The organism is Rhodococcus sp. AZ1 (genome assembly GCF_054979605.1).
Genome location: NZ_JBUEQF010000009.1, coordinates 1 through 15591, shown reverse-complemented (window position 1 = coordinate 15591; position 15591 = coordinate 1). Strand labels below are relative to the sequence as shown.

Annotated in this window: 15 protein-coding genes; 12 read left to right on the top strand and 3 right to left on the bottom strand. The window is 68.8% G+C overall.

The features are described from left to right. The first annotated feature begins 11 nt into the window (after positions 1-11). The 3 genes from tsaB to tsaD are packed head-to-tail and all read left to right on the top strand — an operon-like array spanning position 12 to position 2163. The gene (gene tsaB, locus ACY48E_RS12345) at positions 12-662 is read left to right on the top strand and encodes a tRNA (adenosine(37)-N6)-threonylcarbamoyltransferase complex dimerization subunit type 1 TsaB (protein WP_462872495.1); all 651 of its coding nucleotides are present in this window, start codon (positions 12-14) and stop codon (positions 660-662) included. A gap of 17 nt (positions 663-679) precedes the next feature. Then, positions 680-1132 (top strand): ribosomal protein S18-alanine N-acetyltransferase, encoded by a 453-nt coding sequence (gene rimI / locus ACY48E_RS12340; RefSeq protein WP_462872634.1) that lies wholly within the window; start codon positions 680-682, stop codon positions 1130-1132. Continuing rightward, a complete protein-coding gene (tsaD, locus tag ACY48E_RS12335) occupies positions 1129-2163 on the top strand; it encodes a tRNA (adenosine(37)-N6)-threonylcarbamoyltransferase complex transferase subunit TsaD (RefSeq protein ID WP_462872494.1) in 1035 nt (344 codons plus the stop codon). The genes rimI and tsaD overlap by 4 nt, the downstream gene beginning before the upstream one ends. On the opposite strand, the gene ACY48E_RS12330 is transcribed toward tsaD, so the two are convergent. Further along, positions 2144-3700 carry an Hsp70 family protein gene (locus tag ACY48E_RS12330; protein ID WP_462872493.1) on the bottom strand — a complete coding sequence of 519 codons (1557 nt, stop codon included), beginning with the start codon at positions 3698-3700 and terminating at the stop codon, positions 2144-2146. The two genes, tsaD and ACY48E_RS12330, sit on opposite strands and share 20 nt — an antisense overlap. 328 nt (positions 3701-4028) lie before the next feature. Between ACY48E_RS12330 and groES the strand changes: the two genes are divergently transcribed. Further along, positions 4029-4328 carry a co-chaperone GroES gene (groES, locus tag ACY48E_RS12325; protein ID WP_462872492.1) on the top strand — a complete coding sequence of 100 codons (300 nt, stop codon included), beginning with the start codon at positions 4029-4031 and terminating at the stop codon, positions 4326-4328. An 85-nt stretch (positions 4329-4413) separates the two neighbouring features. Beyond that, positions 4414-6024, top strand: coding sequence for a chaperonin GroEL (gene groL, locus ACY48E_RS12320; protein ID WP_462872491.1), 1611 nt, complete (start codon positions 4414-4416; stop codon positions 6022-6024). A gap of 115 nt (positions 6025-6139) precedes the next feature. Here groL and ACY48E_RS12315 read toward each other — a convergent pair whose 3' ends face one another. Next, the gene (locus ACY48E_RS12315; RefSeq protein ID WP_462872490.1) at positions 6140-6433 is read right to left on the bottom strand and encodes a WhiB family transcriptional regulator; all 294 of its coding nucleotides are present in this window, start codon (positions 6431-6433) and stop codon (positions 6140-6142) included. A 489-nt stretch (positions 6434-6922) separates the two neighbouring features. Here ACY48E_RS12315 and ACY48E_RS12310 point away from each other — a divergent pair, with 489 nt between their 5' ends. The 3 genes from ACY48E_RS12310 to ACY48E_RS12300 all read left to right on the top strand — a co-directional run bounded on the left by ACY48E_RS12310 (position 6923) and on the right by ACY48E_RS12300 (position 9217). After that, positions 6923-7621 carry a hypothetical protein gene (locus tag ACY48E_RS12310; RefSeq protein ID WP_462872489.1) on the top strand — a complete coding sequence of 233 codons (699 nt, stop codon included), beginning with the start codon at positions 6923-6925 and terminating at the stop codon, positions 7619-7621. A gap of 155 nt (positions 7622-7776) precedes the next feature. Then, positions 7777-8355, top strand: a complete 579-nt coding sequence (locus ACY48E_RS12305) for a sigma-70 family RNA polymerase sigma factor (RefSeq protein WP_462872488.1) — start codon at positions 7777-7779, stop codon at positions 8353-8355. Further along, positions 8348-9217, top strand: a complete 870-nt coding sequence (locus tag ACY48E_RS12300; RefSeq protein WP_462872487.1) for an anti-sigma-D factor RsdA — start codon at positions 8348-8350, stop codon at positions 9215-9217. Before ACY48E_RS12305 ends, ACY48E_RS12300 begins: the two co-directional genes overlap by 8 nt. Before the next feature lie 68 nt (positions 9218-9285). Here the strand turns inward: ACY48E_RS12300 and ACY48E_RS12295 are convergent, their stop codons facing one another. Next, positions 9286-9690, bottom strand: a complete 405-nt coding sequence (locus ACY48E_RS12295) for a DUF5319 domain-containing protein (RefSeq protein ID WP_462872486.1) — start codon at positions 9688-9690, stop codon at positions 9286-9288. 53 nt (positions 9691-9743) lie between these two features. On the opposite strand from ACY48E_RS12295, the gene guaB reads away from it, so the two are divergent. The 4 genes from guaB to guaA all read left to right on the top strand — a co-directional run. Next, a complete protein-coding gene (gene guaB, locus ACY48E_RS12290) occupies positions 9744-11255 on the top strand; it encodes an IMP dehydrogenase (RefSeq protein ID WP_462872485.1) in 1512 nt (503 codons plus the stop codon). Between the two features lie 34 nt (positions 11256-11289). Next, positions 11290-12429 carry a GuaB3 family IMP dehydrogenase-related protein gene (locus ACY48E_RS12285; protein WP_462872484.1) on the top strand — a complete coding sequence of 380 codons (1140 nt, stop codon included), beginning with the start codon at positions 11290-11292 and terminating at the stop codon, positions 12427-12429. An 18-nt stretch (positions 12430-12447) separates the two neighbouring features. Next, complete coding sequence (locus ACY48E_RS12280; protein WP_462872483.1) at positions 12448-14157, top strand: FAD-dependent oxidoreductase; 1710 nt, start codon at positions 12448-12450, stop codon at positions 14155-14157. 22 nt (positions 14158-14179) lie between these two features. After that, positions 14180-15591: glutamine-hydrolyzing GMP synthase (gene guaA / locus ACY48E_RS12275; protein ID WP_462872482.1), on the top strand; the 1412-nt coding region annotated here is incomplete at its 3' end.

Here is a 15591-nt window from a genome sequence, read left to right as displayed (position 1 = left end):
ATTCGACGTTCGTGCTGATCCTCGCTCTCGACACCGCGACGCCGTCGGTCACCGCCGGTGTGGTGCACCTTGATCGTGCACCGGGCGATCGACGAACGCTGGCGGTGCGCACCAGCGTCGACGCGCGCCTGCACGCCGAGGTGCTCACTCCGCACGTGCTCGAGTGTCTTGCCGAATCCGGTCATTCGCCGCAGGACCTCGACGCCGTCGTGGTCGGTACCGGTCCGGGTCCGTTCACGGGCCTTCGCGTGGGCATGGCGACGGCGGCAGCATTCGCCGATGCCCTGGGTATCGCGGTGCACGGCGTGGGTTCGCTCGACGCCATCGCTGCTGCCGCCGATCACAGCGGCGAGTTGCTCGTGGTCACCGACGCCCGCCGGCGCGAGGTCTACTGGGCTCGCTACCGGGACGGCGTGCGGATCGCCGGCCCGGATGTGGGCGCTCCCGACTCGGTGACCGCGGACGGGTGCGACGCCGTCGCCGGGTCACCGGCCCACGCGGCCCTGTTCGCTCTGCCCGTGCTGGCGGTGGCATCGCCGACGCCGCAGGCCCTCGTTGCGGTGGCCGCGCCTGCTCTGCTGGCCGGCGATGCACCCGCACCACTCGTGCCCCAGTATCTGCGCCGACCGGACGCCCGCACGCTCGCGGACCGAGCGCGGTGACCACCGTCGTCGACGCGATGGCCGTCGCTGACGCTGCTCGCTGCGCCGAACTCGAGCGGGCACTGTTCCCCGGGGACGATCCGTGGAGCGAGGACGCGTTTCGCGCCGAGCTCGCCTCCCCGCACACTCGCTATCTGGTGGCACGCGATCCGCACGGAACGGTGATCGGGTACGCCGGAATCGCGCTGCTCGGACGGCCCGGACGCTCGGGTGAGTCGGAGGTGCACACCATCGGCGTCGATCCTTCCGCCCAGCGCAGCGGCATCGGCGCCGCACTGCTGACCGCCCTGCTCGCCCTGGCCGACGAGCACGGCGACACGGTGTTCCTGGAGGTGCGGACCGACAACGATCCGGCGATCGCGCTGTACCGCCGGGAGGGCTTCGAGGTGGTCGGCATTCGGCGGCGCTACTACCAACCCAGCGGCGCCGACGCGTACACCATGGTTCGGCGTGGGAAGGGGCAGCGGTGATCGTTCTGGGTATCGAGTCCTCGTGCGACGAGACCGGTGTGGGCGTGGTCCAGTGGACCGAGAGTGGACCGGTTGCGCTCGCCGACGAGGTTGCCTCGAGCGTCGAGGAGCATGCCCGCTACGGCGGAGTGGTGCCCGAGGTGGCGTCGCGGGCGCACCTCGAGGCCATCGTCCCGACGATGCGTCGGGCTCTTCTCGCGGCGGGTATCGAGAGGCCCGACGCTGTCGCGGTGACCATCGGCCCCGGCCTGGCGGGGGCTCTGCTGGTCGGAGTGGCCGCGGCCAAGGCCTACTCCGCAGCGTGGGGTGTGCCGCTCTACGCGGTGAACCATCTCGGTGGCCACGTCGCCGTGGACACTCTCGAGCACGGACCGATGCCTGCGTGCGTGGCCCTGCTGGTCTCCGGCGGTCACACCCATCTGTTGCACGTCGAGGATCTCGCGCGACCGATCGTCGAACTCGGGAGCACCGTCGACGACGCGGCAGGGGAGGCGTTCGACAAGGTCGCCCGGCTGCTCGGTCTCGGGTACCCGGGCGGGCCGGTGCTCGATCGCCTCGCGCGCGACGGCGATCCGAACGCGATCGCGTTCCCGCGAGCGATGACCGGCCCTCGCGATGCGCGGTACGACTTCTCGTTCTCCGGACTCAAGACCGCCGTCGCGCGATACGTCGAGGCCGCGCAGCGCTCCGGGGACGCGCTGAGGATCGAGGACGTGGCGGCCTCGTTCCAGGAGGCGGTGGCCGACGTGTTGACGATGAAGGCTCTGCGCGCGGTCGAGGATCACCGAGTCGACACCCTCGTCCTGGGAGGTGGCGCCACGGCCAACTCCCGCATCCGCTCGCTGGCCGCCGAACGCTGCGCGCAGGCCGGTGTGACCCTGCGGGTCCCGGCGCCGCGGCTCTGCACCGACAACGGCATCATGATCGCGTCGTTGGGGGCCCACATTGCAGCGAGCGGCGCCGCGGCGTCGGATCTGACGGTTCCGACCGATCCCGGGCTTCCGGTGGGGGTCAGCCTGGTCCGGCGTTGAGGGACGTCGCGTCGCTGGTCACGGCGGCAGGACCGGGGGCTGTGGTGGTCGTGATGGTCACCGCCAGCGGCGCGGTGGTCGTGGTCGCCGGCTCGGTCGTGGTCGTGGTCGTCGGTGCCGTGGTGGTCGTCGTCGGTGCGGCCGTGGTGGTCGTGGTCCTGGTCGGGGCGTCCGGGCGCACCAGTGCGTTCGGCGTGCTGACCGTGGGGCTCGGCGTCTGCGGCCCCGGAGTGACGGTGGTTCTCGGCGAGGACAGCACGATGCGAGGTAGACCGGGCCCCGGGTACAGACTCGGGGTGGCCGATGCCCGTGTCGTCGTCAGCCCGTCGGTCAGGTCCGTCGACGACAGGCCGGGCACCGGACCGACGCTGTTCGTGCCGAACGGATCGACGCCGTTCTTGCCGAACGGAGCGTCGACCTCGATGTCGTCTGTGTAGGTCACCGACGGCGCCGAGGCGGGGTCGACGGCGCTCTCCGAGGAGGGCACGAGGGCGTGAACGCTGTAGACGGCGACGATCAGGACACCCACCGCCGCTCCGGTGAGGATGCCGATGGTCCGGCCTACCGATGCCGCGGACGGATGCCCGGTGCGGTTCGCGTGCACCACCGGGTCGTCGTCCGCCACCAGTTCCGCGGCGCCGCGTGCGATCACCGTGTCGGGCTCGGGCGGGACGACCGGTGTGGAGTCGGCCCCCGCACCGGCGGCGGCGACGACGGCGGGGATGTTGGCGCCGCCGCCGATCACCACGGTCGCCGCGGGCCGAACACCCGACGCCTCGACGACGGCGGCGACGGCCTCGGTGAGGGCGGTCAGCTCGCCGCCGATGGACGCGACGAAATTCTCACGGTGGACCACGATCGGCTCCGGACCGAGCCGATCGGCAACCGCTGAGGTCGATGTCGAGAGCTGCTCCTTGAGTGTGCGCACACGAGCGAGGACGAGCGAGGGATCTGCCGCGTCGAGGTCGGTGTGCGAGCGGAGAAGGTCGAGCAGTCGAGTGTCGAACACCGAGCCGGCGACGGTGTCGATGCGCTCACTCGTGTGAACGGCTCCGCCTGCGACGTCCACGACGGTGACGGTGGTGCCGGAGGCGCCGACGTCCACCAGGGCCACACTGTCGTGGCCGTCGATCAGTCCCGTTGGGCGCAGGCCCGCGAGCGCTCCCGAGATCTCGGGGACGAGCGCCACGCCCAACCGGCGGGTGGCAGCGCGGATCGAGGAGAGCTGTTCCTCGGTTCGGTAGGTGATGGCGATGCGGTCCGGGCGGATGTCGGCGATCCGGGGGGAGACGGACACCATGTCGATCGCGGACGCCACGAGGTCGCCCACGTCCGATCGTGCGTCGTCGAAGGTGATCATGCGGTGGTCGGCGATCCGGATCCCGTTATCCCCCTCGGTCACCACGACGGTGCAGACGACGTCCGACCCCGCGGAGATCCCGGTTCCGATCGCCACGGCGGGAGCGTCGCCGACTGCGGTTGCCATGTCCGACTCCACGTCGGCATCCGTGCCGGGAAGGTCACGTCCGGCGGTCATCGCTCACCTCCTCACCGTGTCGTCGCCACGTCCGTTATTGGAACGTTATCAAATTCGGACCGCGAATTCTTCCCTGTATGGAGTCGGTCGATTCGGTGTCGCCCACAACGTGATGTGACGCAGATAACATTTCGTGCCAGCACTCGGGGAACCTTGAGTGCTGGCACTCGCATGTATAGAGTGCTAGTTGTCTGCCGTACCGCTCCGGCACCCGCGACGACGGGGCGTTCACGACAGCAACCGTTCCATCAGAACAGCTACACAAACATCGATTGGTCGGCGGGGAACAGCCCCGACGACACAGCATCGCGAAAGTGGAGGGCTCAACGTGGCGAGCGTGAACATCAAGCCGCTCGAGGACAAGATCCTCGTCCAGGCCAACGAGGCCGAGACGACGACCGCCTCCGGCCTGGTCATCCCCGACACGGCCAAGGAAAAGCCCCAGGAGGGCACCGTCGTCGCCGTCGGCGAAGGACGCGTGACCGAGAAGGGCAACCGTATCCCGGTCGATGTCAAGGAAGGCGACACCGTCATCTACAGCAAGTACGGCGGCACCGAGATCAAGTACGCCGGTGCGGAGTACCTGATCCTGTCCGCACGTGACGTGCTGGCAGTGATCTCCAAGTAACTCTCTCGCCCTCCGCCCCGGTGTCCACCCTTCGGACCCGGGGCGGACGGCGTTCATGTCGCCGACGAACGGAGAACCAAACCCCATGTCCAAGCAGATCGAATTCAACGAAGACGCCCGGCGCAGTCTCGAACGCGGCGTCGACAAACTTGCCGACGCGGTCAAGGTGACCCTGGGCCCGCGCGGGCGCCACGTGGTACTGGCGAAGGCGTTCGGCGGCCCCACCGTGACCAACGACGGCGTGTCCATCGCCCGCGAGATCGACCTCGAGGATCCCTTCGAGAACCTGGGCGCACAGTTGGTCAAGAGTGTCGCCACCAAGACCAACGACGTCGCCGGCGACGGCACCACCACGGCCACCGTGCTCGCGCAGGCTCTCGTGCACGCCGGACTGAGGAACGTTGCCGCCGGTGCCAACCCGATCGCACTCGGCGTGGGTATCACCAAGGCCACCGAGCGCGTGGTGGCAGACCTGCTGGCCGCTGCGGTACCTGTCGACGGCAAGACGGCCATCGCCCAGGTCGCAACCGTGTCCTCGCGTGATCCGCAGATCGGCGAGATGGTCGGTGAGGCCCTCACCCGCGTCGGCGCGGACGGCGTGGTCACCGTGGAGGAATCGTCCTCGACCGAGTCCGAACTGGTCGTCACCGAGGGGGTGCGGTTCGACAAGGGGTATCTGTCCCCGTACTTCGTCACCGACCCCGAGACCCAGCAGGCGGTCCTCGAGGACGCGCACGTACTGCTGTATCGGGAGAAGATCGGCTCCCTGCCCGCGCTGCTGCCGCTGCTCGAGAAGATCGCCGAATCGGGCAAGCCCGTCGTGATCATCGCCGAGGACGTCGAGGGGGAGGCACTGTCGACCCTGGTGGTCAATTCCATTCGCAAGACGCTCAAGGCCGTCGCCGTCAAGGCGCCGTTCTTCGGTGACCGGCGCAAGGCGTTCCTGGAGGACCTGGCGGTGGTGACCGGCGGGACCGTCATCAACTCCGATCTCGGACTCACCCTCGAGGAGGCCGGCCTCGACCTGCTCGGTCATGCTCGCCGTGTGGTGGTCACCAAGGACGAGACCACCATCGTCGACGGAGCCGGCACCGAGGCGGCCATCGCCGACCGGGTCGCCCAGCTGCGCCGCGAGATCGAGGCGACGGACTCCGACTGGGACCGCGAGAAGCTCGAGGAGAGGCTGGCGAAGCTCGCCGGCGGCGTCGCGGTGATCCGTGTCGGCGCGGCCACCGAGACCGATCTCAAGGAACGCAAGTTCCGCGTGGAGGATGCTGTCAACGCCGCGAAGGCCGCCGTCGAGGAGGGCATCGTCGCGGGCGGCGGATCAGCCCTGGTCCAGGCCGGTCGTGGACTCGAGGACGATCTCGGGCTCACCGGTGACGAGGCCATCGGCGTCGCAGCGTTGCGGACGGCGCTGCGTGCGCCGCTGTTCTGGATCGCCACCAACGCCGGTGTCGACGGCTCGGTTGTCGTGGCCACCGTCGAATCCTCCGCGGACGGCCAGGGATTCGACGCGGCGACGCTGACCTACGGTGACCTGATCGCCGGTGGTGTCATCGACCCGGTCAAGGTGACGCGGTCCGCGGTGGTCAACGCCGCGTCCGTGGCGAAGATGATCCTGACCACCGAGAGCACCGTCGTCGATCGCCCCGAGGAGGTCGTCGCCGACAGCGGGCACGGTCACGCGCACTGATCAGCGTGCACTGACAGGTGCACTGAACACGGCCGACCGGTAGCACGACGCAGGGCCCCACCGAGGAGAACTCGGTGGGGCCCTGCGCTGTCGTAGGTAATTGTCGGGAAGGTCCTCAGGACGCCAGACGCGACCGGTTGTGGCGTGCATGGAGTTCACGCTCGGTCTCCGACATCCCACCCCAGATCCCGTACGGCTCGGCCACCTTCAGAGCATGCGCGCGGCACTGGGCCAGGACCGGGCACCGCCGGCACATCTCCTTCGCGCGCATCTCCCGCTGGGCACGTGCGCGCCCTCTCTCCCCATCGGGGTGGAAGAACATCGACGAATCGACGCCGCGGCACAGGCCGTGCATCTGCCAGTCCCAGATGTCGGCGTTCGGTCCCGGAAGGTGATTCGGCTGGGGCATGTCGGGCTCCTCGTCGCTCGGTCCACGATGTGGTCATGCGGTGTAACTGTCGGCGTGCGGTGTAACCGTCGGGTTCGGGTGCGAATACGGCTGTCGGTGCGGCCGGTGAGCGTTCGTGCATTCGCTGCTCCGGTGACGCAGCGCAAACATAAGTTGACCGATGAAATCGCGTCAACATGCCTCCCACGTGTGGTTTTGCACTCAGAGCGCGCACAGAATTTACATTCGAACTCTGTACTTGTGGCCCGTTGCGTGTTCTCGCGAGCACTTGTCAATGTCGTCCGTACAGACGACCATGTGGCGGTGACGTCGATTCTTGCTGCGCTACGCCACCACTTCCGCTCGCGCTGCGATCGAGAAGCAAATGTGTGACCATTCGGAGACGGAGGATGCCGTTGACTCCGCTGACACGTCGATGTTTCCGTGTCGTAACACTCGACCGTCGAAAAGTACTCGAGACATTCGTGTTAATTCCATGAGAACGCGTTCGTGACCGGGAGGTCCGAGGCGCTCGAGCAGTGGCACGGTGCGGTCGAGCTCGGTGCGCAGGGCCGTCACGCCGCAGCCCGTGTGATCCTGCGGAGGTTGCGCACCGCACCCGATCCGATCGTGCGATCGCTGGCCGCCAGCACCGAGGCGTCCCTGTTGCGCCAACGGGGCCTGCACTCGTCGGCCGCCCCGCACGACGGCCGCGCGTTGGTGCTCGCGCACGGTCTCGACGGTGGCGAGGAGGCCACGGCGGACGCCCTGATCGGTCTTGCGGCCGACTCGCTGGGGGCGCTGCGCGTCGACATCTCACGCGACCTGCTCGATCGATGCCGACCCGTCGGCTGGCGGACACCCGTTCGGTTGCAGTGGGTTCGAGCCGAGACGGCTCTCGCTGCCGGCCAGCCCACCATCGCCATGCAGCACGCCGAGGCCGCGGTGGCGGCGGCCCTCCGCTCGCCGTCCGAGCGTCATCGCACCAAGTCGGACCTGATTCTCGCGGCCGCGTACATGGCCACCGGCGATCATCGGCGCGCGGCGAGCACAGCGGCCGACGTGCGGCGTCGAGCGTTGGCCCATGGGTGGATTCCGCTCGCGTGGGCGGCGGACATGCTCGGAGCTGCGCTCGGAGTGGACGGGGCGGCCGAGGACGCCCGATCGCGTGCGCTCGTTCTCGCCGGTCGCGGTGGTCCGCTCGGCTGAGCAGCAAAACCCGTCTGCGCGGTCGGTGATGATCGAGGTGTCGCTATCCTTACTGTGTTCCGCGTCCGATCGCACCCACCGGGTGTGATCGGACACTGGAAGCACGGCTGTCACAGCAGTCCTGCCACGAGAAGCGCTGGGATTTCCGACCGAAGATGACTGTCACGGGTGAAGGACTCGACTCGGCCGTCGCCGCAGCAGCCAGCGGCGACCGGGTCGCTCTCTCGCAGGTGCTCGAGAGCATCCGCCCCGTCGTCGTCCGGTACTGCCGCGCACGGGTCGGGTCCGCCGAGCGCGGTGGGCTCTCCGCGGACGACGTCGCCCAGGAAGTGTGCATCGCCGTGATGACGGCACTGCCGCGCTATCAGGACCAGGGCCGCCCGTTCATGGCATTCGTCTACGGAATCGCATCGCACAAGGTCGCCGATGCACACCGTGCGGCCTCCCGTAACAGATCCGAACCGGTCTCCGATGTACCAGATGTCATGTCCACCGAGGACGGTCCCGAGCAACGGGCACTCGAGTCGGAGGGCGGACGCCGCATGAACGAACTGCTGGCCACACTGCCCGAGAAGCAGAGGGAAATCCTCGTTCTCCGTCTGGTGGTCGGATTGTCGGCCGATGAGACGGCCGCCGCAGTGGGGAGCACCCCCGGTGCCGTTCGCGTGGCGCAGCACAGAGCCATCGCGAAGTTGAAGACCGAAGTTATGGGAGCAGGTGAATACTATGGCTAGGGACACCGGGTACACCGAGTCGGACGGCTCGGAGGACCCGATCGATCTGTCCGCCGTCAGGCGCAGCGACCGGTTCGTGGAGACCCTGATCCACGGCGGATCGATCCGGCCGACCTCTGCCGACGAGGCCGCCCTGGCATCGCTGCTGACCCAGTGGCGCTCCGAGATCGTCGACGCTCCCATGCCGGCTGCCCCTGACCTCGATGCCATCGTCGCGGCGATCGCCGAAGCCGACGAGCCCGTTCACAAGCGCCGCACGCGCGCCTCCATCCTTCGGCCGGCCTTCGGAGCCGCCGCTGCCGTGGCCTTCGTGGTCGGCGGCGTGGCCGCGGTGTCCTACAACGCAGTTCCCGGCGATCCGCTCTGGCAGGTCAAAGAGGTCGTCTTCGCTCAGGAGGCGCAGTCGACCGTTGCTCGAGTCGACACCACCGATGCCCTCCAGGAGGCCGAGCAGCTCATCACCTCCGGTAGCCCGGAGCAGGCACGTGAGCGCCTCGACGATGCCGCCGCCCGGGTGAGCGCGGTCAACGATGCCGGTCAGCGGCAGGATCTGCTCGACTGGTGGAACCGTCTACAGGCAGAGCTGACCGCAGGGGTGGGTGCAACACCGAGCCCCACGGCGGCGACGACCACCACCACGACCGGGACCACCACCACGACACCGAGCGCTACCCCCACTCCGCCCGGAAGCAGTGAGACCACGGCGGTGCTGCCGTCGCTCCCGACGGACCTGCCGTCCGGTCTGCCCACGTTCACCGCGCCGGTCCCGGTCCCCACGCTGCCGTTCACGGTGCCGACGGAGGTCGGTGGCATACCGATCCCGCCGCTCTTCGGCAAGCCGAGCACCTCACCCACCAGCTGACCGCGCTCGTCGGCTGCAGATCGACAACGGCTCCGCAGCTTCGGCGAAACCTGACGCCGAGGGGGCGATCAGGATTCGTAGGTGTCGCCGTGCATGGCGTCGTTCATCGACGCGTCGGCGTAGCCACGGCAGTAGTCCCAGGTGACGTAGGAGTCGGGAACCGGGTCGTACGCGGGCTCGTGCGGTCGCACCGTCCCGTCGAAGAGCAACTGGAGAAGGTTGGCGCGCAACATGTCCCAGTCGTGGTAGTGGTCCTGATGGCAGTCCTCGCAGCACACGACGAGGCCGCGGACACCCCGGTGGGCGAGAAGGGCTTCGTAGACGGCGAGGTCCGCGAGATCCTCCTCGACGGCCAACCGCTCCGCCTGGTCCAGTGGCTGACCCGACTCGAGCGCATCGAGGGCAGCCGAGGGATCGGTGGGATCGCCGGCGAACGGGTCCGGCGGCAGACCCGGGGGCAGGTTGTCTCGCACGCCCACCACCGTACGCAGCCGGGTGTGCTGTGCGCTACCGATACGATGGGCCGATGACACAGGTTCGCACCGGCGGGGACGACCCCGACAAGGTTGCCATGCTCGGCCTCACCTTCGACGACGTCCTCCTCGTACCGGCAGCATCCGATGTCATTCCCAGCACGGTCGACACGTCCAGCCAGCTCACGCGCGAGATTCGCCTGCGCGTCCCGCTGGTCAGCTCCGCCATGGACACCGTCACCGAGGCGCGCATGGCCATCGCCATGGCGCGAGCGGGTGGGATGGGCGTACTGCATCGCAATCTCTCCGCTGCCGATCAGGCCGCCCAGGTGGAAATGGTCAAGCGCTCCGAGGCGGGCATGGTCACCGATCCGGTCACCTGCTCACCCGGGGACACCCTCGCCGAGGTGGACGCCCTGTGCGCGAAGTTCCGCATCTCCGGCCTGCCGGTGACGGACACCTCCGGTGCACTGGTGGGCATCATCACCAACCGGGACATGCGGTTCGAGGTGGATCAGTCCCGCACCGTCGCCGAGGTGATGACCAAGGCGCCCCTGGTGACCGCACGCGAGGGCGTCACGGCCGACGCGGCGCTGGGCCTGCTGCGTCGTCACAAGATCGAGAAGCTGCCCATCGTCGACGGCGACGGAAACCTGACCGGACTGATCACCGTCAAGGACTTCGTCAAGACCGAGCAGCACCCCCTCGCCACCAAGGACCGTGACGGGCGACTGCTCGTCGGAGCGGCGGTGGGCGTGGGGGAGGACTCGTGGGCGCGGGCGATGTCGCTGACCGACGCCGGTGTCGACGTGTTGGTGGTCGACACCGCACACGGACACAACACGCAGGTGCTCGAGATGGTCAGCAAACTCAAGGCCGAGGTCGGCGCACGCGTACAGGTGGTCGGCGGCAACGTTGCCACTCGGGCCGGAGCCGCAGCGCTCGTGGAGGCCGGAGCCGACGCCGTCAAGGTCGGGGTGGGGCCCGGATCGATCTGCACCACGCGTGTGGTCGCCGGTGTCGGTGCCCCGCAGATCACGGCGATCCTCGAGGCCGTCGCCGCGTGCGCGCCGGCCGGGGTTCCGGTGATCGCCGACGGTGGCCTGCAGTTCTCCGGCGACATCGCCAAGGCTCTGGCGGCCGGGGCGTCGACGGCCATGCTGGGCTCCCTGCTGGCCGGTACCGCCGAATCGCCGGGTGAGTTGATCCTGGTGGGCGGCAAGCAGTTCAAGAGCTATCGCGGCATGGGTTCGCTCGGTGCCATGCAGGGACGCGGCGGCGCGCGTTCGTTCTCCAAGGACCGGTACTTCCAGGACGACGTTCTGGCCGAGGACAAGCTGGTTCCGGAGGGTATCGAGGGCCGGGTCCCGTTCCGAGGACCGCTGACACAGGTGATCCACCAGCTCACCGGTGGTTTGCGGGCCGCGATGGGCTACACGGGCGCGGACAGCGTCGAGAAGCTCCAGAAGGCGCAGTTCGTCCAGATCACGGCGGCGGGGCTCAAGGAGTCGCACCCGCACGACGTCACCATGACCGTCGAGGCTCCCAACTACACGGCTCGCTGAGTCCCCCACAGACCCTGCAGGAGAGAGGACGCGCGTGCGCGACCTGGTGGAAATCGGTATGGGCCGTACGGCCCGACGCACCTACGAACTCGACGATGTCGACATCGTCCCCTCGCGGCGTACGCGCTCGTCGACGGAGGTGTCGACCGCCTGGCAGCTCGACGCGTACCGGTTCGACGTGCCGATCCTCGCGCACCCCACCGACGCCCTGGTCTCGCCGGAGTTCGCGATCGAGCTGGGTCGGCGGGGCGGACTGGGCGTCATCAACGGTGAAGGGCTGTGGAGTCGGCACGCGAACGTCGAGGCGAAGATCGACGAGTTGGTTGCACTCGCCGAGTCCGAGGTGGACGCGGACGCCCCGGTGGCTCTGCTGCAGAAGCTGCACGCGGCTCCCATCGTGCCGGACCTGCTGGCCGCGGCGGTCGCGCAGGTGCGCGATGCCGGGGTCACGGTGGCGGTTCGGGTCAGCCCGCAGAATGCGCGGGCCCTGACCCCCGCACTGGTGGCCGCGGGCGTCGATCTGCTGGTGGTTCAGGGAACGATCATCTCGGCCGAGCACGTCGGCCGCGGTTCGGATGAGCCGCTGAACCTCAAGACGTTCATCGCGGAGCTGGACGTGCCCGTCGTGGCGGGTGGGGTGAGCGATCATCGCACCGCACTGCACCTGATGCGCACCGGCGCGGCCGGTGTGATCGTCGGGTACGGCTCCGCCGAGGGCGCCACCACCACCAACGAGGTTCTCGGTATCGGGGTGCCCATGGCCACCGCCATCGCGGACGCCGCTGCGGCCCGCCGCGACTACCTCGACGAGACCGGTGGGCGCTACGTCCACGTGATCGCCGACGGCGACATCACCAGCTCGGGTCAGCTGGCCAAGGCCATCGCGTGCGGCGCCGACGCCGCCGTCCTCGGGCCGCCCCTGGCGATCGCGGCGCAGGCTCCCGGTCGCGGGTGGTACTGGCCGTCGGCCGCGGCGCACCCGTCGATGCCGCGGGGGGCGTTCCTGCCCGTCGCGTTCGGGGATCGGCCGTCGCTCGAGCGTGTGCTCAGTGGCCCCTCCGACGATCCGTTCGGCTCGTTGGACCTGGTCGGTGGCCTGCGACGGTCGATGGCGAAGTCGGGTTACTCCGACCTCAAGGAGTTCCAGAAGGTTGGCCTCAACGTTCGGGGCTAGCGGCTACGATCTGCTCCCATGAGCGACTACGACGTCCTGGTCATCGGGTCCGGTTTCGGTGGCTCGACCACCGCATTGCGCCTGGTGGAGAAGGGTTATCGGGTCGGTGTCCTCGAGGCGGGCCAACGCTTCGAGGACGCGGACATGGCCCCCAACTCGTGGCATCTGCGCAAGTTCCTGTGGGCGCCCAAGCTCGGCCTGTACGGCATTCAGCGCGTTCATCTGCTTCGCGACTGCCTGATCCTGGCCGGCGCGGGTGTCGGTGGGGGATCGCTGAACTACGCCAACACCCTCTACAAGCCGCCGGCGCCGTTCTTCCAGGACTCGCAGTGGGCGCACATCACCGACTGGCACGACGAGCTGTCGCCCTTCTACGACCAGGCGCGCCGCATGCTCGGCGTCACGCAGAACCCGCACATGAGCCCCGCCGACACGGTGATGAAGTCCGTCGCCGAGGACATGGGCGTCGGCGAGACGTTCGTGATGACGCCCGTCGGCGTGTTCTTCGGCGAGCCGGGCAAGACCGTGCCGGACCCCTACTTCGGTGGTGTCGGCCCCGACCGCACCGGGTGCATCGAGTGCGGGGAATGCATGACCGGGTGTCGCCACGGCGCCAAGAACACCCTGCTCAAGAACTACCTGGGGTTGGCCGAGCGGGCCGGAGCCGACATCGTGCCGATGACCACCGTCACCGATCTCAGCCAGCGCGCCGACGGGGTGTGGGAGGTGTTCACCGAGCGCACCGGTTCGTGGATTCGTAAAGGCCGCAGAACCTTCACCGCCGACCACGTGGTGCTGGCCGCCGGCACGTGGGGCACCCAGCAGCTGATGCATCACCTGCGTGATTCCGGGCGGCTGCCGGCGGTGTCCGCTCGTATCGGCGAACTCACCCGCACCAATTCCGAGTCCATCGTGGGCGCGGGCATGGTCAAGGTGGACCCCACGCTCGACCTCACGCGCGGAGTCGCCATCACCTCGTCGTTCCATCCCACCCCGGACACCCACATCGAGCCGGTTCGCTACGGCAAGGGGTCCAATGCGATGGCTCTGCTGCAGACGCTGATGGTCGACGGCGGCGGACGGGTACCTCGGTGGTTGCGTTTCCTCGGTATCGCCCTGCGCCATCCGCTGCTGCTGGTGCGGATGCTCAGTGTCAAGCAGTGGAGCGAGCGCTCCATCATCGCGCTCGTGATGCAGAACCTCGACAACTCGATCACCACGTACACCAAGCGCGGGTTCTTCGGCCGCCGCGTCACCTCCCGGCAGGGTCACGGCGAACCGAACCCCACGTGGATCCCGGTCGGCAACGAGGCCACCCGCCGTATCGCGGACAAGATCGGTGGCACTGCCGGCGGCACGTGGGGCGAGGTCTTCGACATCCCCATGACGGCACATTTCCTGGGTGGGTGCGTGATCTCCGACCACCCGTCGCGCGGAGTGGTGGACCCGTACCACCGTGTGCACGGATACCCCACGTTGAGCATCGTCGACGGCTCGGCCGTCTCGGCCAACCTCGGCGTCAATCCCTCGCTCACCATCACCGCCCAGGCCGAGCGGGCCGCGGCCCTGTGGCCGAACAAGGGCGAGGCGGACCTGCGCCCGGCGCAGGGCGAGCCGTACCGCCGACTCGATCCGGTCGCCCCGATTCGGCCGGTCGTGCCGGCCGGTGCACCCGGCGCCCTGCACTTGCCGATCGTGGAGATCCGGTCGTCGTCACCGGTCGCGTGAGGGGCTCTCTAGACTCAGCGGCGTGACCGATCCTGCCCTCGATCCCGCGCCCGTTCTCGTCGTCGACTTCGGTGCCCAGTACGCCCAGTTGATCGCTCGTCGGGTGCGTGAGGCCAGCGTGTACTCGGAGGTGGTTCCGCACACGATGTCGGTGGCCGACATCGCGGCCAAGCGCCCGGCGGCGATCGTGCTCTCCGGCGGGCCTGCCAGCGTGTACGACGCGGGTGCACCGCAGCTCGACCCGGCGCTCTTCGACCTCGATGTCCCGGTCTTCGGCATCTGCTACGGATTCCAGGCCATGGCCGGGGCACTGGGCGGCACGGTCACCGCCACCGGCACGCGGGAGTACGGCCGCACCGAACTCGAGGTCTCCGGTGGATCCCTGCACAACGGCCTGCCGCACCGCCAGCCGGTGTGGATGAGTCACGGCGACGCGGTCACCGCTGCCCCGGACGGATTCGAGGTGGTCGCCTCGAGTCCAGGCGCACCCGTCGCGGCGTTCGAGAATCGGGCGCGACGTCTGGCCGGTGTGCAGTACCACCCGGAGGTGATGCACTCGCCACACGGTCAGCAGGTGCTCACCCGGTTCCTGCGCGAGATAGCCGGGATCGACCCCACCTGGACGGCGGCCAACATCGCCGACGCCCTGATCGAGCAGGTTCGGGTGCAGGTCGGCGACGGTAAGGCCATCTGCGGGTTGTCGGGAGGTGTCGACTCCGCGGTGGCCGCGGCGCTGGTCCAGCGCGCGATCGGCGACCGGCTGACGTGTGTGTTCGTCGATCACGGGTTGCTGCGTGAGGGTGAGCGCGAGCAGGTGCAGCAGGACTTCGTGGCCGCCACCGGGGCGCGCCTGGTCACCGTCGACGCAGTCGGGACGTTCCTGCGTGAGTTGGACGGCGTGTCGGACCCCGAGACCAAGCGCAAGATCATCGGCCGCGAGTTCATCCGGTCGTTCGAAGGCGCGGTGTCGGACCTGCTGGGCGAGAACTCCGCGCACGGCGATGCCGTGGAGTTCCTGGTGCAGGGAACGCTGTATCCCGATGTGGTGGAGTCGGGCGGGGGTTCGGGTACCGCCAACATCAAGAGTCACCACAATGTGGGCGGGTTGCCCGAGGATTTGCAGTTCACTCTGGTCGAGCCGCTTCGGCTGCTGTTCAAGGACGAGGTGCGGGCCGTCGGGCGGCAGTTGGGACTGCCCGAGGAGATCGTGGCGCGACAACCCTTCCCGGGGCCGGGGCTGGCCATCCGCATCGTCGGTGCGGTGACACCGGACCGCCTGGCCACCCTGCGTCAGGCCGACGCCATCGTCCGCGAGGAACTCACCGCCGCGGGGCTCGATGGCCAGATCTGGCAGTGCCCGGTGGTGCTGCTCGCCGATGTTCGGAGCGTCGGCGTGCAGGGCGACGGCCGCACCTACGGCCATCCGATCGTGCT